The organism is Metapseudomonas boanensis (assembly GCF_042232855.1).
Lineage (GTDB): Bacteria > Pseudomonadota > Gammaproteobacteria > Pseudomonadales > Pseudomonadaceae > Metapseudomonas > Metapseudomonas boanensis.
This window is the reverse complement of sequence record NZ_CP113889.1, coordinates 4428610-4453093: the sequence shown is the minus strand read 5'-3', so window position 1 is coordinate 4453093 and position 24484 is coordinate 4428610. Positions and strand designations below refer to the sequence as shown.

Here is a 24484-nt window from a genome sequence, read left to right as displayed (position 1 = left end):
CTAGCGGGAGAGAGGAATTTTCGGAGCAAGGGACTCAGCCACGAACGAATTCCGAGACTTCATGCCGGGGCGCTCTTCCCCCTCGCCCTTCAGGGAGAGGGCCGGGGAGCGGCTTACCGGCAGTACATAGGACCGAACGAATGAGCCACAACTTCGACCTCCGCCTGGATACCCTGCGCACGGCCTACCACGATGACCGCATTACCCCGCGTGAGCTGATCACCGAGCTACGTGACAAGGCTGCAGCACTGAACTCCGAATACCACCTATTCATCCACCTGCTCAGCCAGGAAGAACTGGAGCCCTACCTCGCCGCGCTGGAAGGAAAGTCCCCGGCGGAGCTGCCGCTTTACGGCATCCCCTTCGCCATCAAGGACAACATCGACCTGGCCGGAATCCCGACCACCGCCGCATGCCCGGCCTTTGCCTATACCCCGGCGGAATCGGCATCCGTGGTCCGGCGGTTGGTCGCCCTCGGCGCCGTGCCGCTGGGCAAGACCAACCTCGACCAGTTCGCCACCGGTCTCAATGGCACCCGCTCGCCTTACGGCGAATGCCGCAACAGCGTGCTGCCCGAATACCCTTCCGGCGGGTCCAGTGCTGGCTCGTCGCTGGCTGTGGCCCTCGGCATCGCCACCTTCGCCCTGGGCACCGATACCGCAGGATCGGGACGTGTGCCAGCGGCGCTGAACAACCTGGTCGGGCTGAAGCCTTCCAAGGGGCTGCTGTCCACTCACGGCCTGGTGCCGGCGTGCCGCACGCTGGACTGCATCACCTACTTCACCGCCACCGCTTGTGAAGCCAGCGAACTGCTCGCCCTCACCGCACAGCTTGATCCGCTGGACGCCTACAGCCGGGCCAACCCGCAGTGGAATGACGGCGGTGCCTTCGGAACACCGCGACCATTTCGCTTTGGCGTACCACAGGCGCACCACCTGCAGTTCTTCGGCTGTCATGAAGGCCCCGAGCTGTTCGCCAATGCCATCGAGCAACTACGCGCGATCGGCGGTGAGCCGGTGGAACTGGACTTCTCACCCTTCCTCGAGGCCGCGCGCCTGCTTTATGAAGGCCCCTGGGTGGCTGAGCGTTACAGCATCATGGGCGAGTTGATGGAACGCGACCCCGAGGCCATATTGCCAGTGATCCGCGCCGTCCTGGCGAAGGCGCCAAGTGTCACCGCTGTGGAAGCCTTCCGCGCGCAATACCGCCTCCAGGAATTGAAGGCAGTGAGTGATGCACTTCTGAGCACGGTCGACTGCGTGCTGACCCCCACCATCGGCCGCCCGGTGACGCTAGCCGAACTGCATGCCGAACCGGTGCTGCGCAACTCCGAGTTAGGCTACTACACCAATTTCATGAACTTGCTGGACTACGCCGCTGTCGCCGTGCCCAGTGCGCTGATGGACAACGGGCTGCCTTGGGGCGTGACACTCTTTGGTCGCGCGTTCACCGACCAGTACTTGCTGAGTCTCGCTGATGCACTGCAGCGCCGCACTGCTCTTCCACTGACCGGCGGGGTGGCCGCGAAACTGCCCGTGCCCGCTTCGGCGGCCAGCCACGATAAGGCACGGCTGGTGGTCTGCGGTGCTCATCTCGATGGCCTCGCCCTGAACTGGCAACTGCGCCAGCGCGGCGCAACCTTGCAATGCAAGACCCGCAGCGCCCCGGCCTATCGCCTGCATGCCCTGGCCGGCGGCCCGCCGCTGCGTCCCGGCATGATGCGCGTGGCCGAAAACGGTGTGGCGATCGAAGTAGAAGTCTGGGAGCTGCCCAGCGCAGAACTCGGGTCTTTTCTCACCCGCATTCCAGCGCCGCTTGGCCTGGGCAAGGTAGAGCTGGCGGACGGCAGCTGGGAAACCGGCTTCATCTGCGACGCCTGGGGCCTGGAAGGTGCCGAGGACATCAGTCGATTCGGCGGCTGGCGCTCCTGGCTGGCCAGTCGGGAATAAGCAGTTCCGCAGGGTCTGAAACAGCAGGTTGGCGCCGAGGAACGCGAAGCCCGGCAACGACGTCGAAGGCGGTCTTTCGGTGTCTGCCCAACCTGCTCACCCGAGTCACCTCAATCCCAGGCGCTTGGCGAGACGGCTCAGGTTGGCACGATCCACGTTCAGCTCCCGCGCGACGTCCGCCCATTTACCCTGGTGACGCGCCAACGCCTGTTCGATCAGTCGACGCTGGAAGATGTCGATGGCCTGGCGAAGATCCTGGCCGGCTGGAAGTCCAGTTGGCAGCGATACATCCTCGTGTCCCGCCTCGAGCGGCGTCGAGACCGGCAGGTCCAGCGCGTCGGCCTCGATGGTGAGTATGCGCGGCCGCTCCGCATGCTGCGAAAGCGCCTTGAGCGCGGCACGGCCGATCAGGTGCTCCAACTCGCGAACGTTCCCCGGCCAGTCGTAGGCCAGCAGCGAACGCTGCGCATCCGCGCCGAGACGCAAGCTGCGTAACCCCATCCGCGCGCGATTCTCTTCGAGGAAGTAGCCCGCCAATAGCAGAACATCACGCCCGCGCTCGCGGAGCGGCGGCACCGGCAGTGGGTAGACGCTGAGCCGGTGATAGAGATCGGCGCGGAAGCGCCCTGCCCTGACCTCGTCGGCCAGGTCACGATTGGTTGCGGCAATGACCCGCACATCCACATGGTGCTCGCGGTCCGAGCCCACTCGCTGCAATTGCCCGCTCTGCAGCACCCGCAGCAGCTTGGCCTGGACAGCGAGAGGGAGTTCGCCCACCTCATCCAGAAAGAGCGTGCCACCATCGGCCAGCTCGAACTTGCCACTGCGTTCGTTGACCGCACCGGAAAACGCACCGCGGACGTGGCCGAAAAGCTCGCTTTCCACCAGGGTATCCGGCAATGCGGCGCAGTTGAGGCTGATGAAAGGCCTTGCCGCACGTGGCGACTCGGCATGGATGGTCTCGGCCACCAGATCCTTGCCGACGCCGGTTTCGCCAGTGATGAGCACCGTCAGCTGACTGTCGCCAACCAGCTTGACTTCATTCAGCAGCTTCTTGTGCACAGCACTCTGGCCAATCAGTTCACGCGCTCGCGAACGATTTGCCGCTTGCTTGTAGACCTCCATCAATTGGTGCTCGTCGGCTATACGCCGGGTCAAGCCATTGATGCGTTCGCTGGCCTTTACCGTTGCGGCGGCCAGGCTGGCGAATGCGCCCAATGCGCCAAGGTCAACCTGTCCAAAGCTTGCGGGGTCAAGCGCGTCCAGGGTCAAGAGTCCCCAGAGCTGATCGTCGAGATACAGGGGGCAGCCAAAGCAATCGTGCACTTCCAGGTGGCCACGATGCCCCTCCACCAGACCGTCGTAGGGATCGGGCAAGCCGCAGTCGGCTGCGAACCTGAGCGGTCCGCGATTCTCCAGCAGCGCCTGTAGGCGAGGATGTTCGGTAACCCTGAATCGGCGCCCCAGGGTATCTGCACTCAGCCCCTCGACAGCCACCGGCACCAGAACGTCTTCAGCCAACCGCAACAAGGCAACGGCGTCACAGGGAAACAGCTCCCGCAAGGCCGCCAGCAAGCGACGATAGCGTTCCTCATTGCTCAGATCCCTGGACAGATCCGCCACCAGGGGGATCAGGGTTTGCAGCAGCGCACTTGCGGTCATTTCGACTACCAATTGGTCTTTATGACAATGCAAATATGTTGTCACAAAGACCATCAATTATGTAAGTCATTGTTTTTACGTGCATATTTTATTGGCACGCTTCCTGATAGATCTATGACTGACAACGCTAACACGTAAAGGAAACGCCATGAAGACGTTAGTGATCTGCACCCTGGCAGCCAGTTTGAGCCTGGCTGGCGCAGCTCATGCGGCAGAAGTCGAAAAGGCCGTGGACGATAACCGCACCGGTCAGGTTTTCGGCGGCCTGACGGGCGTTCTGCTCGGAGGCCTCGCAGGTCCGGTTGGCGCCCTGGTGGGCGGCCTCTCCGGGGCTTGGCTGGGCGGAGTGGGTCAGAACGCCGCTGGCCTCAGCCAACAGGCCTATGAAGTCCGCACAAGTGACGGTGAAGTCAGAACGGTTCGTGCACCTCACCAGACTTTTTCACCCGGCGATCAGGTCACCCTGAACGACGGACGCATCCAAGCCAATCCCTGAATAGTCACCACCGGAGATACCCATGCTGTCGAGTCAACACATCGCGATCATCAAAGCTACCGTCCCGCTCCTGGAAAGTGGCGGCGAAACCCTCACCCGCCATTTCTACAAGGTGATGCTGGGCGAGTACCCCGAAGTGCGCGTTCTGTTCAACCAAGCGCACCAGGCCAACGGTGACCAGCCACGTGCCCTGGCCAATGGCGTCCTGATGTACGCACGGCATATCGACCAGCTCCAGGCACTGGGCCCGCTGGTTAACCAGATCGTCCACAAGCACGTGTCGCTGCAGATCCTGCCGGAGCATTATCCCATCGTCGGCAGCTGCCTGCTGCGCGCAATTCGCGAGGTCCTGGGCGAGGAAATCGCCACAGACGAAGTGATCGAAGCCTGGGCAGCGGCCTATGGGCAGCTGGCCGATATCCTGATCGGTGCCGAAGAGCAGGTCTACGCCGCCAACGCCGAGGCCGTGGGCGGCTGGCGCGGCGGCCGGCAGTTCCGCGTGGATCAGAAAGTGGAAGAAAGCGAGGAAATCACTTCCTTCCACCTGGTGCCGGAAGACGGAGGCGAGCTGGTCGCTCATGCCCCCGGTCAGTACATCGGCATGCGCCTGGTCATCGATGGTGAAGAGGTACGTCGGAACTATTCGCTGTCCGCCAGCAGCAATGGCCGTGAGTACCGCATCAGCGTCAAGCGTGAGCCTGAAGGCAAGGTGTCCAACTACCTGCACGACCGGGTTCAGGTCGGTTCGACGCTGGAGCTGTTCCCGCCGGCCGGTGAGTTCGTCCTGCGTGAATCGGACAAGCCCCTGGCGCTGATCACTGCTGGCGTCGGCATCACCCCCGCGCTGGCTATGCTGGAAAGCGCAAAGCAGAGTGGCCGTCCGATCCACTTCATCCATTGCGCGCGCCACGGCGGTGTGCACGCCTTCCGCGAGTGGATCGAGGCCCAGGCCGAGAAGCATCCGCAGATCCGCCACTTCTTCTGCTACAGCGAGCCGCGCGAGGGTGATGACGCCCATGCCGAAGGTTTCCTGAGCCACGAGCTGCTGGCCCGCTGGCTGCCGGCCGAGCGCGATCTGGATGCCTATTTCCTTGGGCCTAAACCGTTCATGGCCCAGGTGAAGAAGCTCCTGCGCGAGTTGGGCGTACCCGAGCAGCAGTCGCACTACGAGTTCTTCGGTCCAGCCGCCGAGCTGTAAACCGGTCTCGAAACGATGGACCCCAGGAGTTGTTGCCATGATCTCCTTCGTCAGCGATCCACGGAACCTTCTCAGGCTGTCACGCAATCTGCTCTGGACCGGACTGTTCCTGCTGTTGGCCGGCGTCTACACGGCCTATGGCCTGGACCAGCAGCTGGCCATAGCCCAACGGGTCCTCGCTCACACGCTGGTGATTGTCGGGCCAACGCTGCTGAAGGTGGGCTACGTCATGCGCTTGGTGGCGCTGCATGGCCTGCAGGGGCGGAACTGGGAGGCCAGCCATGCAGGTGCTTGATCGCAGCAAGGCGCTGGCCATTCCACCGATCTGGCGCCTGGGGTTTCGTCCGTTCTTTCTGTCCGGGGCTGCATTTGCCATCTTGGCGATCGGCCTCTGGGCAGCCTTCTTGTATGGCCTGCTGCCTGGCTGGCATCCCCTTGGCGGCAGCTTGGCCTGGCATCGACACGAGATGCCCTTTGGCTTCGCGACCGCGATCATCGCTGGTTTCCTATTGACTGCGGTACAGAGCTGGACCGGGCAGCCCGGACTCAGCGGCCGGCCACTGGTCCTGCTGTTCCTGGTCTGGCTGGCGGCACGTATCGCCTGGTTCCTGCCCCTGCCCGTGGCACTATTGGTCGCCACGCAAGCAGCGTTCCTGCCTTTGCTGGCAGCGGTCCTGGGCATGCAGCTCTGGCGGGTGCGCCAGCGCCGGAATTACCCCGTGGTGGCCGTGCTGCTGTTGATGGCCGCATGTCAACTGCTGGCCCTCTTCGGGCTGGCCTGGGCCGATGACACGTTGCAGCGTCAGGGGGCACTCGGAGCGCTCTGGCTGGTTGCGGCCCTCCTCAGCCTGATCGGTGGGCGGGTGATCCCCTTCTTCACCCAGCGCGGTGTTGGCCGCCCTGATCCGTTCCCACCGCAACCGTGGCTGGATTGGCTGACCTTCGGCTGTTCACTGTGCATTGCCGGTGTGGCCGCAGCGGGGATCGGCTTCCAGCCTTCACTGCTGGTGGCGCTGTTGTTCCTGCTGGCAACCATGCTGCATGGGGAGCGGTTGCTGCTGTGGCACGACCGGCGAATCTGGCAGGTTCCCTTGCTCTGGTCGCTGCACCTGGCCTACGCCTGGCTGATGCTGGCCACCCTGGGCATGGCCTTGTGGCACGCAGGGTTGATAAGCCAGTCGAGCTCTGCCACCCACGCCCTGGCCGTAGGCGCCATGGGCGGCCTGATCCTGGCGATGATCGCAAGGGTCAGCCTCGGGCATACCGGACGGCCGTTGTCGCCTCCAGCGGCCATGGTCTGGGCCTTTGTTCTGCTACAACTGGCGGCCCTCAGCCGTGTGCTGCTGACAGCCTTCTCGACCTTCGGCCTGTGGCTCTCTGCACTGGCGTGGATAGCGGCGTTCCTGCTGTTCCTGCGCTACTACGCGCCCATGCTCTGGAAGGCCCGGGTCGACGGCCATCCAGGCTGAGCGAACCTTTCGCTCACTCTTTCTTCATCTCTACCCGGTCTCGGTGCTCCGGCACCGAAACCGACCAGCCCAGCTCGACACTGATGCGCCGCCGCAGGACATCCGCCGCCATCGGCTCACCATGCACCACGTAGGTGTGCTTGGGTGGACGCTTGAAGCCCCGCAGCCACTCCATGATTTCATCCGCATCGGCATGGGCGGAGAGGTTCTCCATTTGCACGACCTCGGCCCGGATCGGCACTTCCTGGCCATGCATGCGCACGGTTTCGGCACCACTGACGATCAGCGAGCCTCGCGTGCCTCCAGCCTGGAACCCGGAGAACAGCAACGTATTATGCGGGTTCGGTGCAAGAGTCTTGAGGTGATACAGCACCCGGCCGCCAGTCGCCATGCCGCTCGCCGCAATGATCACCGCCGGCCTGCGAAATTCGTCCAATAGCTTGGATTCATCGACCGAACGCACAATGTGGGCCACCTTGCAGGTCCCTTCGCATTCCTCCGCCGTAAGCCGGTGCTCGCTGCGAAACCGGTGATAGAGCGCTGTGGCATCGGTCGCCATCGGGCTGTTGAGGAAGATCGGAATGTCGGGGATGAGTTTCTCCTCCTTGAGGCGATACAGGTGGTACATCAGCAGCTGCGCGCGTCCCACCGCAAAGGACGGCACCAGGGTAATGCCCTGGCGCATGGCGGTTCGGTTGATCACATCCGCAAGTTGTTTTTCCACCGGCTCGGGTGAGTGCTTGCGATCGCCATAAGTCGACTCCACCAACAGGTAGTCGGCCTCGTCGATCAGTTCAGGCTCCTTCATGACCGGGTCGTGCATCCGCCCCAGATCCCCGGAACACACCAGCTTGACGCCGCCCACCTCCAGCTCCACGGTCGCGGCACCCAGAATATGCCCAGCCGTGCGCAGTAGCAGACGGATGCCGGGCAGAATGTTTTGCGGGTGGTGCAAGGCAATGGGATGGAACAGCTTCAAGGCTCGCTCTGCGTCCGCTTCGGTATACAGCGGCTTCGCCGGATGGTGCTTTGAATAGCCCCGCCGGTTGGCATATTCGGCCTCTTCCTCCTGGAGTCGGCCGCTATCCAGTAGGAGGATTCGCGCCAGCTCGCAGGTAGCCGGCGTCGCATAGACCGGCCCGCGATAACCATCGCGCACTAACACCGGCAGGTAACCGCTGTGGTCGAGGTGGGCGTGGGTCAGGACGATGGCGTCCAGATCTTCGATCGGCAGCGGAAAGTGGTCCCAGTTGCGCAGGCGTAGTTGCTTGTAACCCTGGAACAATCCGCAATCGACCAGCACACGCTTGTGCTCATGCTCCACCAGGTATTTGCTTCCCGTCACGGTGCCAGCCGCACCAAGAAACGTCAGTCGCATCGAACTCTCCTGTAGAGCCTATGCCCAAAAACCGCTTGATCCTGATCAAAGGGTTTAGCAGACCACCAGACTATCGTGACGATATCAACGTGACATCTCCGATCAAAGGCGGAGGCTCCAATGATCGAACAAGACCAACAGCTGTTGGTGAAGGCATTGGAAGCCACAACGAACGCCATACTGATCACCGACCGCTCAGGCTGCATCGTCTGGGTCAACGCAGCCCTCTGCCGGCAGAGCGGCTACACGCACGACGAACTGGTCGGCCAGACCCCGCACATGCTCCATTCCGGACGGCAGGAAATGACCTTCTACCAGGATCTCTGGCAGACCATCCTTGCCGGCCAGGCCTGGCAAGGTGAGCTGATCGAACGGCGCAAGGACGGCTGCTGCTACACGGTCAACCAGGTCATCACCCCACTGTTCGATGACACCGGTTGCATCACTCACTTCGTCGCCATCCAGCACTGCCTGACCATGGAGGACCAGGAGCGCGCTCAGATGCGCCAACTGGCGTATCACGATGGGCTGACCGGGCTGGCCAACCGCATGCTGTTCCTCGATCTGGCGCAGCAGGCCATCAACCATGCTGCGCAGCACGGACAGATGCTGGGGCTGATGTTCCTTGACCTCGATCAGTTCAAACAGGTCAACGACCGGCTCAGCCACGCGATTGGCGACAAGCTGCTGATCGCCGTGGCCGAACGCCTGGAGCGCTCCGTGCGCAAGACCGACATCGTGGCACGGCTCAGTGGCGACGAGTTCGCGATTCTCGTCACCAACCTGGACCAGACGGAGGTGCTGGAGTCCATGGCAAGCCAGTTGGTTGCCAGCATCGACCGACCATTCATGCTGGACGAGCATCTCGTGCAAACCCATATCAGCATCGGCATCAGCCTCTACCCGCACGACGGCCTGACCGCCGACGTCCTGCTCGACCGGGCGGATGCCGCGATGTATCGGGCCAAGGCCGTCGGGGGTGGCGCGTACCAGTTCAGTGCACAGGGATAATGGGACCGTGCACCGGGCCCCTTTCTCCGTTCTCTCCCCGCTGCCAGTCGGGTGGGCTTCGCCTTTCTGCGCTGCCCAACAGGCTACCGATTTATGGCCAGGACTCACGTAGGGAGGGCTGAAGTCCACCCTGCTTCCTGACCTCGCCCAGCCCCTGAAGCAATTACTTGTCAGCCCGAACAGCCAGGATACTGCTGGGCACCTGGTAGAGCGTGTGCTCGGTGGTGCTTCCAATCAGTTTATCGATCGTCTTGTGGTGGACGCGGCCCATCACTACGACATCCGCCGCCTGCTCCGTTACGAAGTCGGCGATGCCGCGTATCGGTGAGCCCATCAGGAAGTGGCGACGCTCCTGCGGCACACCGAAGCGGTCGGCCAGACTGACGAACGACTGGTGCAACGCAATGCGCAATTCTTCAGCCAGGTCGGACCACGACACGCCGCCCTCGCCACTGTTGGCCATGTACGCTGGCAGGCAGTCATAGATGTACAGCAGATGCAGTTCCGCGTTGGATTGCAGGGCCAATCCGGTGGCAGCCGAGATGATCTTCTCGTTCACGCCACTGATCTGGGTGTCCGGGTCCATCGGGTCGACTGCAGCGACGATCTTGTGCGGCAGCGGGTGCCGGGCGTCCGCTACCAGGTGTATCGGAACCGGGCATTCACGTAGCAGGTACCAGTCCAGCGGCGTGACGAAGGCGCGTTTGAGCGCCGGCTCGCGCTGGATGTCCTTAACCACCAGGTCCGGCTGCATCTCCAGGATCTGGCGAATCGTCTCCCGGTGCCTATCGGTCGTCCAGACCACCGAAGTCGTGATCTTCACACCCCGTCCGCGCAGTGTCTTGGCCTCTTCTTCCCACCATTGACGCTGCTCCAGCAACAGGCTCTCGCGGGTCTGCTCCTGGACCTTGCGGTCCAGCAAGCCGAAGGTCGCAAATGGCTCCACGAATGCCACCACGTGAAGTGGCGCATCGCTCGCCAAGGCCAGCGCGACCGCGCGTTGCAGGGCGGGAGAATGGCGCTGGTCGGGATGGGCGATCAGCAAAAGTCTTTGCATCGGGCTCATGTCGCACCTCTGGATTGCCTGGCAACGCACTGCAGCACTTAGGATCAGCACTTCGCAACAGACTGGACCTGGTCATATCCCGGTGACTTGATATGCATCAAGTTTGCTCGCGAAGAGCGGCTCAAACTGCAAAGTGCGGTCGTATGCGGTCGCCCTTCTTTCGGCTGCGGCAGGAGTTCGCATCATGGAGAAGCAGCACCAGTGGAACATCTGGTACTTCATCGTCACCTTCAGCGCCCTGATGCTGCTGCAGAGTTGGTGGACGGAGCAGCGCGCGGTCGAAACCATCCCCTACAGCGAGTTCCTGAGCCTGCTACAGCAGAACAAGCTCGCCGAGCTGAAAATCGAAGAACAACGCATCAGCGGCACCCTGAAGGAGCCGATCAACGGCCGCAGCCACTTCACCACCAACCGGGTCGAGCCGGCCCTGGCCGATGAACTCGCCCGCGCGGATGTGCGCTTCACCGGGGTACATGAGAACACGCTGGTCACTACCCTTGTGGGGTGGATCTTGCCGTTCATCATGATCTTCGCACTCTGGAGCTTCCTCTTCCGTGGGCTGGCCGAAAAGCAGGGATTCGGCGGGCTGGTCAATGTCGGCCGCTCTCGCGCCAAGGTATTCGTACAACGGGACACGGGCATCACCTTCGATGATGTGGCCGGCATAGACGAAGCCAAGGCAGAGCTGGAAGAATTGGTGTCATTCCTCAAGGACCAGCCGCAGTACAGCCGGCTGGGCGCGCGAGTGCCCAAGGGCATCTTGCTCGTCGGCCCGCCGGGCACCGGCAAGACCCTGGTAGCCAAGGCCGTAGCCGGCGAGGCAGGCGTGCCCTTCTTCTCCATCTCTGGATCGGAGTTCGTCGAGCTCTTCGTCGGCGTTGGCGCCGCGCGGGTTCGCGATCTGTTCGAGCAGGCGCGCAAGGCGGCTCCATGCATCATTTTCATCGACGAACTGGATGCTCTGGGGAAGATGCGCGGCGTAGGCTCCTTCGGTGGCAACGACGAAAAAGAACAGACCCTCAACCAACTGCTTGCCGAGCTGGATGGTTTCGACCCGCGCGAGGGAGTGGTTCTGCTGGCCGCCACCAACCGGCCCGAGGTGCTGGACCCAGCCCTGCTGCGCTCGGGTCGGTTCGACCGGCAAATCCTGATCGACCGTCCGGACCGCCGGGGTCGTGCAGCGATCCTCAAGGTCCACCTCAAGCAGGTTCGCGCCGGCAGCGATGTCGATTGCGACCAGATCGCCGCAATCACAACCGGATTTACCGGGGCTGACCTGGCCAACCTGGTCAATGAAGCCGCGTTGGTCGCCACGCGCCGAGGTGACGAGGCAGTCCGTTTGAACGATTTCACCGTGGCCGTCGAACGCATCGTCGCGGGTATCGAACGCAAGAGCCGGTTACTTCAACCGAACGACCGCCGTGTGGTGGCCTACCACGAAATGGGCCATGCGCTGGCAGCGGTCTCCCTGCCGGGAATGGACCCGGTGCACAAGGTATCCATCATCCCCCGTGCCTTTGGTGCCCTGGGCTACACGCTGCAACGGCCGACCGAGGACCGTTTCCTGATCGGCGCACAGGAACTCAAGGACCGTATCGTCGTGCTGCTGGCCGGTCGCGCTGCGGAGTCCCTGGCATTCGGTGAAGTTTCCACCGGAGCGGCCGACGACTTGGCCAAGGCCACCGATATCGCCCGTCAGTTGGTCACGCGCTTCGGCATGAGCGAAGAACTGGGCCACGCAGTGCTGGAAAAGCAGTCCGGTGCGTACCTGGGCGAGCATCTGCCGATGCTGCGCGAAAAGGATTACTCGGAACAGACTGCGCGCGAAGTGGACCTATGCGTCCGCAAATTGCTTGACGAGGCCTACGCCCGCGCCAAGGCCCTGTTGACCGAGCACCGAGTTGACCTCGAACAGGGCGCACGCTTGCTTCAGGAAAAGGAAACCCTGACGCCCGCCGACTTCCCTCCGCTGTCCCGCCCCCTGGACTCGCCCAGCCTACATACCCCACTGCTTGGCGTGGTGCCGGGTGGCCCGCGTTGATTCCGTGCAATCGGCCCAGTAGGCCCCATTCAGTTGATTGGAGTACCCACCATGCCAACATTCCCAACCCCTGACACCAGCGAGCTGACCCCTTTTTTAGGTGAAGGCCACTGGATCGAGACACTCCAGGACGGCAGCCACGTGCTGATCCGCCCCTTGCAACCCGACGACCGCGATCGGGAAATCGACTTCATCGAACGGCTTTCCCCGGAGGCGAGGCACTTCCGCTTCCTGGGCACGATCAAGGAAGTCAGCCCCGAACTGCTCGACCGACTGATGGAAGTCGATTACCGCAACAGTTTGGCGTTGGTCGCTCTGGCCCACCAGGACGGCGAACTGGTCGAAGTCGGCATCAGCCGCTATGCCGCCAGCGGCGAGAAAGACCGCTGCGAATGCGCAGTGACGGTCGCCGACGCCTGGCAGCATCGCGGTCTGGCCGTTGCCCTGATGCGCCATCTCATCGATGCCGCGCGCAAAAATGGATTCAAGCAGATGTACTCCATCGATTCGGCCGCCAACAGACCTTTGCAGGACCTGGCCAGCTACCTGGGATTCGAGCGTCAGCGCGACCCCGAGGATACGACCCAGGTGATCCACACATTGCAGCTTTAGCCCCCTGAATCCAACCCCGTCGCCATGGTCTGAATCCGAGGAAATTCAGACGATTACCAGTCGAGGGGAATGATCTTGATCAAGATCAAAATGGGTGGGCAGGAAGAGCCACAAAATGAAATTGTCCTGTTCAAACCACTTGCGAATGGAGGAATTGAAAATGGCTGAATCCGCAAAAAAAGTCCCTGTTCAACAACAGGAACAAGCCAGTAAAACTCCGACAGTGCCAGAAGCGTGGCGGCCATTGGACAGCCTCCGCCAACAGGTCGATCGCCTCTTTGAGGACTTCGGCCGCGGAGCCATGCATTTCCCATTCGGCCGCAGCGCCTTTGATGTAGAGCCGTTTTGGCGCCGTCCGATGATCGGTCATGGAGTGCCGGCCGTGGACATTACCGAGAAGGAGAAATCCTTTGAGATCACAGCCGAACTACCGGGAATGGACGAGAAGGACATCGAGATCCGTCTAGCCAATGGCAACCTGATCATCAAAGGCGAAAAGAAAGAAGAGAAGGAGGAGAAACAGAAGGACTATTACCTCTCGGAACGGCATTACGGGTCCTTCGAGCGTATGTTCACCCTGCCCAAAGGGGTAGACCCTGAACAGATCGAGGCTAGCTTCACCAAAGGTGTGCTGACGATCTCGCTAGCAAAACGTCCGGAAGCGATAAAACCGGAGAAAGTGATCCCGATCAAGCCCAAGTAAGGCGTCTGTTCTGCTGAGCGCGACCTTATCGGTCGCGCTCGATTTTTCTCGTACCATGCAGCACGATCGCCTATCGAGAAATCAGGTTGCCGGATGCACCTGCACTGCACTGCACTGCACTAACAAACTGCGAAACATCATGAGCGGGCATCGTTCAAGGCAAACTCCTCCTGACTCGAACTAACCCGGCTCCACTGCCAGGATGCTGCACGGAACACGCTGCAGCACATGTTCCGCGGTGCTGCCGAGCATTTTTTCCAGGCCATGTCGTTGAACCCGGCCCATGACGATCACATCTGCCCGGCTCTGCGCAGCGAAATCGGCGATCGAACTGATCGTCCGCCCGACGACGAAATGCCGACGCTCCAGGGGCACGCTGAAGCGCTCGGCCATGGCTGTGAACGCGCTCCACAAGGCCGCCCGCTGGTCCTCGGTGAAATCCGTTTCCCAGGCCAATGCCAGCGCATCGGCCAGATGGGCCGAGCTAAGGTCGCAGACATATAGCAGATGCAAATCGGCATTGCATTGCAGGGCCAGGCCATTGGCGGCCTGGATGATCCTCTGGTTGAGGCCCGGCACCTGCTCCTCCGTGTCGCTGACATCGACCGCTGCAATGACCTTGCGAGGTAGCGGATGGATGATCGCACCCACCAGATGCACGGGCACCGGGCATTCACTGAGAAGGTACCAATCCAGGGGCGTAACGAAGGTACGCAGCAGCTCCGACTCCGTCTGCGCCCCCTTGATCACCATGTCCGGCTTCTGCTCGGCGATCTGGATCAGGATTTCTTCAAGCGGGTCATCCGTGCAGATGGCCTCGGCAAACACCTGGATACCCTTGGCGCGAACCTGCGCGGCCTGTTCCTCCACCCAATGGCGGCACTGCTGCAAGGCGCTCTCGCGGAGCAGCGCCTGATCGACCTGGTCCAGGCGTCGCATGGAGGTGGTTGGCTCGAAGAACGTCAGGATGTGCAATGCCGCGCCGCTGGCTTGCGCCAGCGCCGTGGCCCGTTGCAGCGCGGCCGCACTCTGAAGTGAAGGTTCTGCGATCAGGTAAAGGCAACGATACTGGCTCATGACGCACCTCCCGGTTCAGGCTTGCCGGTGCTACTGACAAGAATGGCACCGATTTTTGTCCAGCCTGCGCGCGAGGTCCGCCCAGCTCTTTGATGTTCATCAAGGGCGGCCCCGGTTGCCGCCCCTCTGGCGCTTGACGGTCTGACGATAAGGGCGATGCTCAACAGCAAGGCATCTCGAGGATCAGCCCATGGCCACCAATAGTCCCCTGCTGTTCGCCCTGCATGACAACCAGGCCTATGCAGCCCGCGTCGCCGCCAGGCTGGGCCTGCCGCTGGCAGCTGTAGAGGAACGTGTCTACGAGGATGGTGAGCACAAATCCTGGCCAGTGGATGAAGTCGATGGTCGCCGCGTGGTGCTGTTCGCCTCCTTGCACAGCGATGCCGAATTGAGCACCAACGACAAACTCTGCCGGCTGATGTTCTTCTGCTGCGCCCTGAAGGATGCCGGCACCAGCCAGGTCCAGGTGGTCGCCCCATACCTCTGCTACACGCGCAAGGAACGCCGTACCCACCCCCAGGACGCGGTGATCAACCGCTATGTCGCCACGCTGCTGGAAGCCAGCGGCGTCGATCGCCTGATGACGCTGGAAGTACACGATGCTGCGGCCTTCGATAACGCTTTTCGCATCCCCACCCAACATTTGGACAGCACCGAACTCTTCGCCGAACACTTCGCCGGCCTGGCGGATGGCACCGAACTGGTGGCTGTTTCGCCCGATATGGGTGGAATCAAGCGTGCCGAACGATTTCGCTCACGGCTGGAGCAACGCCTTGGACGCCCGGTAGCGAGCGCCTGCGTCGAGAAGCACCGCAACAACGACGTAGTGACCGGTGGCGGACTGCTCGGCTCGGTTCGAGGCAAGACGGCGATCATCGTCGACGATCTGATCAGCACCGGTTCCACCTTGCTGCAAGCGGGCAAGGCCTGTCAGGAAGCTGGCGCCATCCGTTTGTTCGCCGCCGCTGCCCATGGCCTGTTCACGGGCGGCAGCGCCCTGCTCGACAGCCCATTGTTCGAGCGCATCGTGATATGCGACAGCGTGCCGCCATTTCGCCTTGCCCCGGAGGTGGCAGCACAGCGTCTGGAGATTCTTGGTACCAGTGCCTTGGTAGCCGCACGTCTCGTGCAAAGCTACTAAATCGCAACTACCGTTCAATGCTGTACGTAATCCGACGGAACACTGTCCGTGTCGCCTGCTGGCGACCTAGACTTGAATCACAAATCGGCTCGAGGTCACGCTGCTCATGTCCACAGACGATCAAGGCATTCTGCCTCGCTCCCCTGTGAAGTCTCATATCCAGTGCCACGACTGTGCGTTGAGTCGTTTCTGCCTGCCCGAAAGCCTGGACGAGGGGGAAGTCTCCCAGCTCGAAAGCATCATCAAGCGCAATCGTCCATTACAAAAGCATGAGCACCTCTTCAGGGCGGGCGAGCCCATGCAGCATGTCTACGCACTGCGCTCGGGGGCGCTGAAGAGCTACCTGCTGGACAAGGACGGAACCGAGCAGATCACCGGATTTCACCTGCCAGGCGAGCTGATCGGCCTGGATGGCATTGGCTACGAGCACTACCCCAGTTACGCTGAAGCCCTGGAAACTTCGATGGTATGCGCCATCCCGATCCACCAGCTGGAAGAGCTGGCCGGAGTGATCCCGAGCCTGAGAAAGCAATTGCTCCGGGTCATGAGCCACGAGATCCAGGCGGAACACGAACACCTCAGCCACACTCGGGAAAGCGCCGAGCAGCGCCTGGCCTCGTTCCTGCTCAACCTGTCATCGCGCTACAGCAAGCGTGGGCTTTCACCGGTGAACTTCTTGCTGCCGATGAGCCGCAGCGAGATCGGCAACTACCTGGGGCTTACGACAGAGACCATCAGCCGCCTGTTCACCCGCTACCGCGAGCAGAACCTGATCGACAGTTCCGGTCGGGAGCTCCATATCCTCGACCCACAAGCCTTGCACCGCCTGGGCGGATTGTCCGCCTGACCGGCGGCTGCGCTCAGGCGATTCACCTTTCTCAGGCAATCGGGAGTCGCTGCATGATCCTTGCAACCACCCCAGAGCGGTACTGCCTGTACGACTCCGATGAACTCGACACCATCATCGCCGCCATGGCGCACAATGTCAGCGCCCGGCTCCCAGTGCATGAGTGCATGCTGGTCGGCATCCTGCGACGTGGCGAACCCCTGGCGCGGATGCTTCGCCAGCACCTGGCCGCGCTGACCGGGCAGGATGGGCCGCCGCTGCATGCGCTCAAGGTCAAGCGCTATGCCGACGACCTCAGCCTTCTCCATGCCGGTACGGCCCTGACCGAGAACCCTGAACTGGCGACGATGGACCTCGCCAGCATGCATTTGCTGGTGGTGGACGATGTGCTCTACGAAGGCCACTCGCTGCTGCGCACGTGCGCGTATCTGGCCAGCCTTGGCGCTCGTCAGATCCACACCGCCGTATTGGTGGATCGTTGCGTACAGAAGCAGCCGATCCGAGCCGATATTGTCGGCATCTCACTGCAAGTGGCACCGGGCGACATCGTCGAATGCCATGTGCCACCCTACGAACCGGACTTTCGCATCGAGCTGGTGCGCCACGGCCAGGCGCGCTGAAATCACCGGACCGATAGCCGCCTGGAGGTAACGCGGGAAGTCGTTTGCGCTAACCACCTTCGTCAAGAACCGATTGGCCACACTGTGGCTTGAGGGTGAAGGTCCGCGATACATCCACTAGACCAAGATGCTCAAGCGTTCGCCGACCAATCAGGACCGGGTAGAGCATCTTGCTGCGGTTGCGCAGGGAGAACTGCTCGTCATAGCGCTGCTTGCCGATACAGATCGACATCTCGACCACCGAGCGATGGTCTACACCGCCGGCGCCGCGTACCTTCACATTGCGCACCACCGGCCGCTCGAATTCGCTGACGAAATCGTTCCCGGTCTTGCTGTCCGTCAGTTCGACCTTGAACCGCACCCACTTCTTGCCATTGCGCTCGAAGCGCTCGATCTCCTTTGCATCCAGCGACGAAGTCAGTGCCCCAGTGTCCATCTTGGCCTTGACCTGGACATTTTCTGGCAACAGAACGGCATCTTCGACCCAGCCGACCACCTGCGGCTGAGCCTGGGCAACCACCGCGAACAGGCAGCCAACCAGCAGCCCCAGGCTGCGCCCCGTAATGGCAGTGATACTTTGCATGAGAGACTTCTTCACCGATCGCAGAGACTGCTCCAAATGAGCACGAGCCTATGCACCGTGACGTGAAGGCGCCGTCAGGTACTCGTGAAAATTTCATTGCGTGCTGATATCACCTCAGGAAAAAGAGAAGGAGCAAACCGCAGGCAGCCAGCCCGAATAGAAAACACATGCTCTCCATTCCCGCTTTCCGCGAAGAAAGCACAAACGCATAGATCCCCTTCACCATGTTGTTGCTGGCCGCTGCAACAATGATTGCCGTCCCTGCCACGGGCAAGGGCGTGATGGTCGAGGCAGACTGCGTCATGCCCATGATGAAAGGATCGACGTCGATAACGCCCATCAGGGTCGCAAGCGTATAGACACCTGCCACGCCGAGATGCCGACTGACCACGTGCGTCGCCACGAGCATGCCCACGAAGAGCAGCGCAAACAGCAGTGCCGCACTGATCTCGAGTGGGTTCTTCGGCTCGAACGGAGCCATATCCCTGGCTGTGCCTTCATCGCCCCTGCGGGACCAGAGCCAACCGATCAGCATCGCCACACAGCCCAGAGCGATAAAGGGAAGTGCCAGCAGATCCATCAAATCATGATTGAACAGCGCCAATAACACCGCCACGCGCAGATACATCACGCCTGAGGCAATCAGCATGCCACCGGAATAGAGGTGAGCCTGTTCATCCTGCTTTGACCTTCGTGCGAGGACCACGGTCGTGACCGTCGACGAATAGGCACCGCCGACCAGTGCGCTGAGGAGCACGCCACCCTGCCCCTTGGTCACTCTCTGCAGCACATAACTGCCATACGAAACGGCACTGACCGCCACCACAACGAGCCATGTCTTGAAGGGGTTGATCTGGAACTGAGTCAGCTGTTCGTTGGGTAGCAGCGGCAGGATCACGGCCGAAAGCAACAGAAACGTGGCAAACGTGAGAATGTCCGTCGCCTCGATACGCTTTGCCAGATTCTCCAGCTGCGCCTTGAGTTCGAGCAGAAGAATGCTCGATACGGTCAGTGCAGTGGCCAGCCAGAACATCTCGCGATAGACCAGGGCCCCCATCAGGTAGGTGGTCAAGCCGGACATTTCCGAGGTAACCCCTGAATAGCCCGACGAGGTGAGCTTGTGCCAGTAGGCCATCATCAAGAACCCCGCCAGCACAGCAAAACCCAGCATCTGCGCCAACAGGTTGCCACCCGACAGCGCCGCTACTGCATAACCAACGAGGCCTATCAGTGGATAGGTGCGCACGCCCCCAAAGGCGAAGTGCTCATTGCTGGCTTTGCGTTCTTCCCGTTCCAGCCCGATGAGAAAGGACAGGAACAGCACGAAGACGATGTGCGCGGCATCCGCAGGCAGCCAGTCGAAGTATTTCATCGTGCGTCGTCAAACCAGGCGATAAGGGGCCTTCTCAATATAGACACCACTCCCCCTTGGCCAGGTTGCCCGGGATGGCGGGTACCTGGCTGCGCTTGTGTTCAGCCGACATGCCCTTGAATCGTCCGACATCAGCCCTTTCGTAGGCGCAGATACGCCACCAGGGCATCCACGCTATCGAGCTGCTGGTAGTCCGCTTCCGGAATGTTCACCCCGGTCGATCGATGCAGGGTGCCGAGAAAGCGCAGCCAGTCCATCGAATCCAGATCCACCTCCTCGCGCAAAGGCCGATCACAGCGCAGGTGCTGCGGTTCGATCTCGGGTGCAACGCTCTTCAGCGCATCCAGCACCTGCTGGCGAATCGTCGCGTCATTCATGGTGCGCTCCTCATAACCGCTCAGGTGCCTGCAACAGTCGTTTGATCTCAGCGAGGAACCGGGCGCCGGTATGTCCATCGCTGGCCCGATGGTCGGCCGCCAGGCTGGATATCACCGTCGGCATTACGCAAAGGTTTCCATCTTCCACCCAGGGTCGATCGGCGATTCGGCCAAAGCCCACGAGCGATACCTGGGGCGGGTAGACCACCCCGAACACCGAATCTGCCCCTTGCTCGCCGAGCTGGGTCACGGTCAAGCCTGCCTCGCCCAACTCTGAGCTACGCAGTGAGCTGTTACGCGCGCGCACCACCAGGTCGGCAAGCTCGGTCATCAACTGCGCAAGAGGTTTGTCAGCGACATCCTGAAGCGTGGGCGCGACCAAACCACCCTGCCGCAGCGCGATGGCAACCCCCAGGTGGATGCCCGTCACGGGTTTGAAAGCACCCTCGCGCCAGTGGCCGTTGAGCTCGGGGTGCTCACGCAGCGCCAGGGCCACGGCTTTGAGCAACATCACCGTCGGCAACAGGCGCTCTTCCGGCGGCAGCCCGGCGTTGTGCATCTGCAACCAGGCCAACGCTGCGCCAAGGGGAATGGTTTCCGACAGGTAGTAATGCGGAATCTCGCGCTTGGAACGGCTCATCAAGGCTGCAATCGCCTGGCGCATCGCAGCCGCCCGATCAACGGGTGCAGTGGCGGCTGCGGCCCGCTCCACATCCTCCAGCGAAACGACGCCATGGGGACCGCTGCCGCTCAGGGTTTCGGGATCGATGCCAAGCTCCCCGGCACGCCGCCGAGCAGCCGGGGAAACCTTTGGTCGGCTGGCAGCTGGCAATGGAGCGGCTGCGACTGGCGGTGCCTCGGGCCGGCGCCGCGCGGTTTCGGGGGACTCCCCCGCCTCGAGCAAGGTGGCGATCACCGTGCCCACCGGCACCTTGCTGCCCGGTTCGACCAGCAACTGGAACACCTCGCCGTCCTGCCAGCACTCCACATCCACCGCCGCCTTCGCCGTGTCGACCACGGCGACCACCTGCCCGCGCTGGACCTTGTCGCCGGGCTTGACCCGCCATTCCAGCAAGGTCCCTTGATCCATGTCGGCGCCCAGCGACGGCAGTTTGAATTCGATCATCCGCACCTCATTGGCCCAGAGCGGACCTGGGAGTCATTACCCGCAAATGCCATGGGCCGCGGCTACGATATCCGGCACCTGCGGCAGCGCGGCCTCTTCCAGGTGCTTGGCGTAAGGAATCGGCACTTCCGCGCTGCAGACCCTTGCCGGCGGCGCATCCAGTTCGAAAAAACCTTGTTCAACGATGCGCGTGATGATCTCCGCTGACAGGCTCCCACTGCGCCAGCCTTCGTCGACCACCAGCGCGCGACGGGTCTTGCGTACCGAAGCCAGGATCGTCGCGTCATCCAGAGGCCGCAACACGCGAAGGTCGATCACTTCCGCGTCTATCCCCTCGCCGGCAAGTTGCTCGGCGGCTGCCAGCGACTTGCCCAGGGTGCCACCGTAGGCGACCAGCGTTAGGTCACGGCCCTCGCGGCGCACTCGCGCCGAGCGGATATCCACCGGCTCTGCGATGCTCAACTGGCCTTCCAGGTTGTAAAGCTGAGCATGCTCGAAGATCAGCACCGGGTCCGGGTCCTCAATCGCCGGCCAGAACATGCCGCGAGCGTCCTCGAGGGTGGCCGGTGCGAGAATCTTCAGGCCGGGGATGTGCGCGTACCAACCTTCGAGGCTGTGCGAATGCTGGGCCGCCAGTTGGCGGCCGGCACCAGTGGCCATGCGCAGCACCAGCGGCACGGAGAACTGCCCGCCGGACATATGCCGCAGGGTCGCCGCCGTATTCATCAGCGGGTCCAGTGCCAACAGGCTGAAGTTCACCGTCATCACTTCCACGATTGGGCGCATGCCACCTAGCGCCGCCCCGATGCCAGCGCCCACGAACGTGAGTTCCGACAACGGCGTATCTCGGATGCGTTCCGGGCCGAACTCCTCCAGCAATCCCTTGGTCACAGCGTAGGTACCGCCATAGCGGCCAACGTCTTCACCCATCAGGAACACCCGCGGGTCACGTTGCAGGGCTTCACGCAGCGCCTCTCGTATCGCCGCGCGGTAGGTGGTCGGCTCGCTCATGGCGCCACCTCCGGAGTGTAGACATCGCGGGCGAGATCAGCCGTAGGCTCCAGGCTGTCGGCCTCGGCGTAGGCCACCGCCGCCTCCACCTCCTCGTTCACTTCGTCGGCGATTACCAGAAAACCGGCCTCGTCCAGCAGACCCTGCGCCTTCAGCCGCGCGCTGAAGGTGTGGATGGGCCCCCGCTCTTTCCATTTCTCCACTTCGGCCTTGTCCCGGTACAGCTCCGGATCGAACATCGAGTGCGGGCGGAAGCGATAGGTCTGAAACTCCAGGAAGTAGGGTCCACCCCCGGCCCGTATCGCCGCTACAGCCTCCCGCGTGGCCTCGTGCACGGCCACCACATCCATGCCGTCGACAGCACGGGTGGTGACCTTGAAGGCTCCTGCCTTGGCGCACAGGTCGATCTGGGATTGCGAGCGGGCCAATGCTGTGCCCATCGCATACAGGTTATTTTCGCAGCAGAACAGCACCGGTAGCTGCCAAAGGGCAGCCAGGTTCAACGACTCGGCGAATGCGCCCTCGGCCATTGCACCCTCGCCAAAGAAGCAGGCGCTGACCCGGTTGCCGCCTTGCATCCGCTCCGCCAGCGCCAACCCCACCGTCAGCGGCAGGCCACCGGCGACGATGGCGTTGCCTCCATAGAAGCGTGTGCGGGCGTCGAACAAGTGCATCGAGCCGCCGCGCCCTCGGGAGCAGCCCCCCTGTTTGCCGAACATCTCAGCCATGATCGCAGTCATGGGCACGCCCTTGAGCAGCGCGTGGCCGTGCTCGCGGTAGGTCGCCACCACCGCATCGTCGATCGCCAGCGCATGCAGCGCGCCGGCCGCCACCGCCTCCTCGCCGATATACAGGTGCAGAAAGCCACGGATTTTGCTTTCCCCATACAGTTCCGCCGCGCGTTCCTCCAGACGGCGGATACGCAACATGTCGCGCAACAGACGCAAGGCGAAATCTGCCGGGTATGGCACGTCTGGCGTGTTCATGAGGGATTCTCCAGCGTCGAGAGATCGCCTTCCGGCAAGCCGAGCTCACGGGCCTTGAGCAGGCGCCGCATCAATTTGCCGCTGCGGGTATGCGGCAGACTCGCAACGAACTCCAACTCCTTGGGCGCCACCGCTGCTCCCAGTCGCTTGCGCGCATGGCCGAGCAGCTCATCGTGCAGGGCCGGGCTCGCGGCGTACCCACCCTTGAGCGAAACGAAGGCCTTCACCGTCTCACCCAGCAGCGGGTCCGGCTTGCCGATCACCGCCACCTCCGCAACGGCCGGCAGCTCCATCAGCACGCTCTCCACTTCGAATGGGCCGATCAGGTGACCCGCAGACTTGATCACATCGTCGCTGCGACCGACGAACCAGTAATAACCATCGCTGTCGCGGCGGGCCAAGTCGCCGCTGAGATACCAATCCCCGACGAAGCAACGCTGATAGCGCTCCACCTGCCCCAGGTACGCCCTGAACAGTGCCGGCCAGGGCTTTCTCAGCGCCAGCTCGCCCACCTGCTCGTTACCCAGCAGTGTCAGCCGGCCTTCTTCGCTGTGATCGACGATCGCCGCCTCGACACCCGGCAGCGGCTTGCCCATGGAGCCGGGTTTGATGGCCATGGCGGCCGTGTTGGCGATCATGATTCCGCCGGTTTCTGTCTGCCACCAGTTGTCATGGATGGGGTGACCGAGCACTTCCTTGCCCCACCAGACGGCTTCCGCATTCAGCGGCTCGCCGACGCTGGCGACGAAGCGCAGGGCCGGGAAGTGATGCGCAGCGGCCAGCGCCGCGCCGGCCTTCATCAGCAGGCGAATGGCCGTGGGTGCGGTGTACCACACGCTGACCTGCTGCTCTTCTAGGATTCGATACCAGCGCTCGGCATCGAACTCGGCGCAATCGACGATGCAGGTCACCCCCAGCATCAGTGGCGCGAGGATGCCATAGGAGGTACCGGTGACCCAGCCGGGGTCGGCACTGCACCAGTAGATGTCATCCGGATGCAGGTCCAGCGCGTATTTGCCGGTGACATAGTGGGTCACGGCAGCGCCGTGCACGTGCAGTGCGCCTTTCGGGGTGCCGGTGGTGCCACTGGTGAAATGCAGGAGCGAGGGGCTTTCGGCCGTAGTGGGGGCAACCGTGAAGCTGTCCTCGGCGTCGGCCAGCATCGCGTGCAGGTCCAGCGTCCCGTCAGGCAATGCTTCGCCTTCAGGAATGCCGAACAGCAGTACGTGCTTGAGCGAGGGCAGGTTGGCACGAATGTCGGCCACTTTCCGGCGGTACAGCACCTCGCTGGTCACCAGGATGCTGCCCTCACCCAGGCGCATGCGGGTGGCGATGGGTTCCGGTCCGAACGCGGAAAACAGCGGCGAGACCACGCATCCATACTTCAGCCCCCCCAAAACGCCCAGGTAGAGCTCCAGCCCGCGTTCGCAGAGCACGAACAACCGCTCGCCGCTGGCGACGCCAAGACGCTGCAGCAAGTGAGCGAAGCGATTGGTCTGGAGGCCCAGCGCGCGGTAGCTGATGTCACGACTGAGCCCATCACGGTCCAGTAGCCGCAGGGCTACCCAGTCCTGACGTGGACCCTGAGCATGGCGGTCGACGGCTTCGAAGGCCAGGTTCAGCCCACCTCCCGGCAGGCCAACCAGTTCGCGGGCCTCCGCTGCCCAGGAGAACGCCGCCCGCGCCTGGGCGCTGTCCAGCCAGTTGGGACTCACCGGCAAGTCGCTGGCGGTTTTCTCGATCATGGTTGAGCGCATGG

The 24484-nt window shown here is 62.4% G+C and carries 23 protein-coding genes; 12 read left to right on the top strand and 11 right to left on the bottom strand.

All coding sequences use genetic code 11. The annotated features are described in order from the left end of the window. Nucleotides 1-140: 140 nt before the first annotated feature. A complete protein-coding gene (gene atzF, locus OXH74_RS20835; protein ID WP_375738654.1) occupies nt 141-1949 on the top strand; it encodes an allophanate hydrolase in 1809 nt (602 codons plus the stop codon). Between the two features lie 105 nt (nt 1950-2054). On the opposite strand, the gene norR is transcribed toward atzF, so the two are convergent. Further along, nucleotides 2055-3611 (bottom strand): nitric oxide reductase transcriptional regulator NorR, encoded by a 1557-nt coding sequence (gene norR / locus OXH74_RS20830; protein WP_375738653.1) that lies wholly within the window; start codon nt 3609-3611, stop codon nt 2055-2057. 148 nt (nt 3612-3759) lie between these two features. On the opposite strand from norR, the gene OXH74_RS20825 reads away from it, so the two are divergent. From OXH74_RS20825 to OXH74_RS20810, 4 genes are read left to right on the top strand one after another with little or no spacing between them, the layout of a single operon-like run. Next, nucleotides 3760-4107, top strand: coding sequence for a hypothetical protein (locus OXH74_RS20825; protein WP_375738652.1), 348 nt, complete (start codon nt 3760-3762; stop codon nt 4105-4107). A gap of 22 nt (nt 4108-4129) precedes the next feature. Beyond that, nucleotides 4130-5305 (top strand): NO-inducible flavohemoprotein, encoded by a 1176-nt coding sequence (gene hmpA / locus OXH74_RS20820; RefSeq protein ID WP_375738651.1) that lies wholly within the window; start codon nt 4130-4132, stop codon nt 5303-5305. 37 nt (nt 5306-5342) lie between these two features. Further along, nucleotides 5343-5600 (top strand): transmembrane sensor/regulator PpyR, encoded by a 258-nt coding sequence (locus OXH74_RS20815; protein WP_375738650.1) that lies wholly within the window; start codon nt 5343-5345, stop codon nt 5598-5600. Further along, on the top strand, nt 5587-6774 hold the full coding sequence (locus OXH74_RS20810; protein WP_375738649.1) for an NnrS family protein: 1188 nt from the start codon (nt 5587-5589) through the stop codon (nt 6772-6774). Before OXH74_RS20815 ends, OXH74_RS20810 begins: the two co-directional genes overlap by 14 nt. A gap of 13 nt (nt 6775-6787) precedes the next feature. On the opposite strand, the gene OXH74_RS20805 is transcribed toward OXH74_RS20810, so the two are convergent. Continuing rightward, a complete protein-coding gene (locus tag OXH74_RS20805) occupies nt 6788-8152 on the bottom strand; it encodes an MBL fold metallo-hydrolase RNA specificity domain-containing protein (protein WP_375738648.1) in 1365 nt (454 codons plus the stop codon). A gap of 120 nt (nt 8153-8272) precedes the next feature. Here OXH74_RS20805 and OXH74_RS20800 point away from each other — a divergent pair, with 120 nt between their 5' ends. Further along, on the top strand, nt 8273-9163 hold the full coding sequence (locus tag OXH74_RS20800; RefSeq protein WP_375738647.1) for a diguanylate cyclase domain-containing protein: 891 nt from the start codon (nt 8273-8275) through the stop codon (nt 9161-9163). A gap of 163 nt (nt 9164-9326) precedes the next feature. On the opposite strand, the gene OXH74_RS20795 is transcribed toward OXH74_RS20800, so the two are convergent. Next, nucleotides 9327-10229, bottom strand: a complete 903-nt coding sequence (locus tag OXH74_RS20795; RefSeq protein ID WP_375738646.1) for a universal stress protein — start codon at nt 10227-10229, stop codon at nt 9327-9329. A 184-nt stretch (nt 10230-10413) separates the two neighbouring features. Between OXH74_RS20795 and ftsH the strand changes: the two genes are divergently transcribed. The 3 genes from ftsH (at nt 10414) to OXH74_RS20780 (ending at nt 13585) form a co-directional block, all read left to right on the top strand. Further along, nucleotides 10414-12270, top strand: coding sequence for an ATP-dependent zinc metalloprotease FtsH (gene ftsH / locus OXH74_RS20790; protein ID WP_375738645.1), 1857 nt, complete (start codon nt 10414-10416; stop codon nt 12268-12270). A gap of 51 nt (nt 12271-12321) precedes the next feature. Beyond that, nucleotides 12322-12882 (top strand): GNAT family N-acetyltransferase, encoded by a 561-nt coding sequence (locus OXH74_RS20785; protein WP_375738644.1) that lies wholly within the window; start codon nt 12322-12324, stop codon nt 12880-12882. 160 nt (nt 12883-13042) lie between these two features. Beyond that, complete coding sequence (locus OXH74_RS20780; RefSeq protein WP_375738643.1) at nt 13043-13585, top strand: Hsp20/alpha crystallin family protein; 543 nt, start codon at nt 13043-13045, stop codon at nt 13583-13585. 180 nt (nt 13586-13765) lie between these two features. On the opposite strand, the gene OXH74_RS20775 is transcribed toward OXH74_RS20780, so the two are convergent. After that, complete coding sequence (locus OXH74_RS20775) at nt 13766-14662, bottom strand: universal stress protein (RefSeq protein ID WP_375738642.1); 897 nt, start codon at nt 14660-14662, stop codon at nt 13766-13768. A 190-nt stretch (nt 14663-14852) separates the two neighbouring features. Here OXH74_RS20775 and OXH74_RS20770 point away from each other — a divergent pair, with 190 nt between their 5' ends. The 3 genes from OXH74_RS20770 to OXH74_RS20760 all read left to right on the top strand — a co-directional run bounded on the left by OXH74_RS20770 (nt 14853) and on the right by OXH74_RS20760 (nt 17270). Further along, nucleotides 14853-15803: a ribose-phosphate diphosphokinase gene (locus OXH74_RS20770; RefSeq protein WP_375738641.1), complete on the top strand. Its 951-nt coding sequence runs from the start codon at nt 14853-14855 to the stop codon at nt 15801-15803. A 106-nt stretch (nt 15804-15909) separates the two neighbouring features. Beyond that, on the top strand, nt 15910-16650 hold the full coding sequence (gene fnr, locus OXH74_RS20765) for a fumarate/nitrate reduction transcriptional regulator Fnr (RefSeq protein WP_375738640.1): 741 nt from the start codon (nt 15910-15912) through the stop codon (nt 16648-16650). 53 nt (nt 16651-16703) lie between these two features. After that, nucleotides 16704-17270 (top strand): phosphoribosyltransferase family protein, encoded by a 567-nt coding sequence (locus tag OXH74_RS20760; protein ID WP_375738639.1) that lies wholly within the window; start codon nt 16704-16706, stop codon nt 17268-17270. 49 nt (nt 17271-17319) lie between these two features. On the opposite strand, the gene OXH74_RS20755 is transcribed toward OXH74_RS20760, so the two are convergent. The 7 genes from OXH74_RS20755 to acsA all read right to left on the bottom strand — a co-directional run bounded on the left by OXH74_RS20755 (nt 17320) and on the right by acsA (nt 24482). Beyond that, a complete protein-coding gene (locus OXH74_RS20755) occupies nt 17320-17853 on the bottom strand; it encodes an ATP-dependent zinc protease (RefSeq protein ID WP_375738638.1) in 534 nt (177 codons plus the stop codon). A 109-nt stretch (nt 17854-17962) separates the two neighbouring features. Then, a complete protein-coding gene (locus OXH74_RS20750; protein ID WP_375738637.1) occupies nt 17963-19225 on the bottom strand; it encodes an MgtC/SapB family protein in 1263 nt (420 codons plus the stop codon). 131 nt (nt 19226-19356) lie between these two features. Next, the gene (locus tag OXH74_RS20745) at nt 19357-19602 is read right to left on the bottom strand and encodes an acyl carrier protein (RefSeq protein ID WP_375738636.1); all 246 of its coding nucleotides are present in this window, start codon (nt 19600-19602) and stop codon (nt 19357-19359) included. A 10-nt stretch (nt 19603-19612) separates the two neighbouring features. After that, complete coding sequence (locus OXH74_RS20740; RefSeq protein WP_375738635.1) at nt 19613-20728, bottom strand: dihydrolipoamide acetyltransferase family protein; 1116 nt, start codon at nt 20726-20728, stop codon at nt 19613-19615. A gap of 36 nt (nt 20729-20764) precedes the next feature. After that, nucleotides 20765-21739, bottom strand: coding sequence for an alpha-ketoacid dehydrogenase subunit beta (locus tag OXH74_RS20735; RefSeq protein WP_375738634.1), 975 nt, complete (start codon nt 21737-21739; stop codon nt 20765-20767). Next, the gene (gene pdhA, locus OXH74_RS20730) at nt 21736-22725 is read right to left on the bottom strand and encodes a pyruvate dehydrogenase (acetyl-transferring) E1 component subunit alpha (RefSeq protein WP_375738633.1); all 990 of its coding nucleotides are present in this window, start codon (nt 22723-22725) and stop codon (nt 21736-21738) included. Before pdhA ends, OXH74_RS20735 begins: the two co-directional genes overlap by 4 nt. Next, a complete protein-coding gene (gene acsA, locus OXH74_RS20725) occupies nt 22722-24482 on the bottom strand; it encodes an acetate--CoA ligase (protein WP_375738632.1) in 1761 nt (586 codons plus the stop codon). The genes pdhA and acsA overlap by 4 nt, the downstream gene beginning before the upstream one ends. Nucleotides 24483-24484: the final 2 nt, after the last annotated feature.

What these genes read in the sequence shown, in the direction of transcription:
- OXH74_RS20780 (WP_375738643.1), top strand. Translation starts at nt 13,043, where the DNA reads ATGGCTGAATCCGCAAAAAAAGTCCCTGTTCAACAACAGGAACAAGCC.
- OXH74_RS20810 (WP_375738649.1), top strand. Translation starts at nt 5,587, where the DNA reads ATGCAGGTGCTTGATCGCAGCAAGGCGCTGGCCATTCCACCGATCTGG.
- OXH74_RS20745 (WP_375738636.1), bottom strand. Translation starts at nt 19,602, where the DNA reads ATGAATGACGCGACGATTCGCCAGCAGGTGCTGGATGCGCTGAAGAGC.
- norR (WP_375738653.1), bottom strand. Translation starts at nt 3,611, where the DNA reads ATGACCGCAAGTGCGCTGCTGCAAACCCTGATCCCCCTGGTGGCGGAT.
- OXH74_RS20740 (WP_375738635.1), bottom strand. Translation starts at nt 20,728, where the DNA reads ATGATCGAATTCAAACTGCCGTCGCTGGGCGCCGACATGGATCAAGGG.
- acsA (WP_375738632.1), bottom strand. Translation starts at nt 24,482, where the DNA reads ATGCGCTCAACCATGATCGAGAAAACCGCCAGCGACTTGCCGGTGAGT.
- OXH74_RS20760 (WP_375738639.1), top strand. Translation starts at nt 16,704, where the DNA reads ATGATCCTTGCAACCACCCCAGAGCGGTACTGCCTGTACGACTCCGAT.
- OXH74_RS20775 (WP_375738642.1), bottom strand. Translation starts at nt 14,662, where the DNA reads ATGAGCCAGTATCGTTGCCTTTACCTGATCGCAGAACCTTCACTTCAG.
- ftsH (WP_375738645.1), top strand. Translation starts at nt 10,414, where the DNA reads ATGGAGAAGCAGCACCAGTGGAACATCTGGTACTTCATCGTCACCTTC.
- fnr (WP_375738640.1), top strand. Translation starts at nt 15,910, where the DNA reads ATGTCCACAGACGATCAAGGCATTCTGCCTCGCTCCCCTGTGAAGTCT.
- OXH74_RS20825 (WP_375738652.1), top strand. Translation starts at nt 3,760, where the DNA reads ATGAAGACGTTAGTGATCTGCACCCTGGCAGCCAGTTTGAGCCTGGCT.
- OXH74_RS20750 (WP_375738637.1), bottom strand. Translation starts at nt 19,225, where the DNA reads ATGAAATACTTCGACTGGCTGCCTGCGGATGCCGCGCACATCGTCTTC.
- pdhA (WP_375738633.1), bottom strand. Translation starts at nt 22,725, where the DNA reads ATGAACACGCCAGACGTGCCATACCCGGCAGATTTCGCCTTGCGTCTG.
- OXH74_RS20755 (WP_375738638.1), bottom strand. Translation starts at nt 17,853, where the DNA reads ATGCAAAGTATCACTGCCATTACGGGGCGCAGCCTGGGGCTGCTGGTT.
- hmpA (WP_375738651.1), top strand. Translation starts at nt 4,130, where the DNA reads ATGCTGTCGAGTCAACACATCGCGATCATCAAAGCTACCGTCCCGCTC.
- OXH74_RS20815 (WP_375738650.1), top strand. Translation starts at nt 5,343, where the DNA reads ATGATCTCCTTCGTCAGCGATCCACGGAACCTTCTCAGGCTGTCACGC.
- OXH74_RS20770 (WP_375738641.1), top strand. Translation starts at nt 14,853, where the DNA reads ATGGCCACCAATAGTCCCCTGCTGTTCGCCCTGCATGACAACCAGGCC.
- OXH74_RS20785 (WP_375738644.1), top strand. Translation starts at nt 12,322, where the DNA reads ATGCCAACATTCCCAACCCCTGACACCAGCGAGCTGACCCCTTTTTTA.
- OXH74_RS20800 (WP_375738647.1), top strand. Translation starts at nt 8,273, where the DNA reads ATGATCGAACAAGACCAACAGCTGTTGGTGAAGGCATTGGAAGCCACA.
- atzF (WP_375738654.1), top strand. Translation starts at nt 141, where the DNA reads ATGAGCCACAACTTCGACCTCCGCCTGGATACCCTGCGCACGGCCTAC.
- OXH74_RS20735 (WP_375738634.1), bottom strand. Translation starts at nt 21,739, where the DNA reads ATGAGCGAGCCGACCACCTACCGCGCGGCGATACGAGAGGCGCTGCGT.
- OXH74_RS20795 (WP_375738646.1), bottom strand. Translation starts at nt 10,229, where the DNA reads ATGAGCCCGATGCAAAGACTTTTGCTGATCGCCCATCCCGACCAGCGC.
- OXH74_RS20805 (WP_375738648.1), bottom strand. Translation starts at nt 8,152, where the DNA reads ATGCGACTGACGTTTCTTGGTGCGGCTGGCACCGTGACGGGAAGCAAA.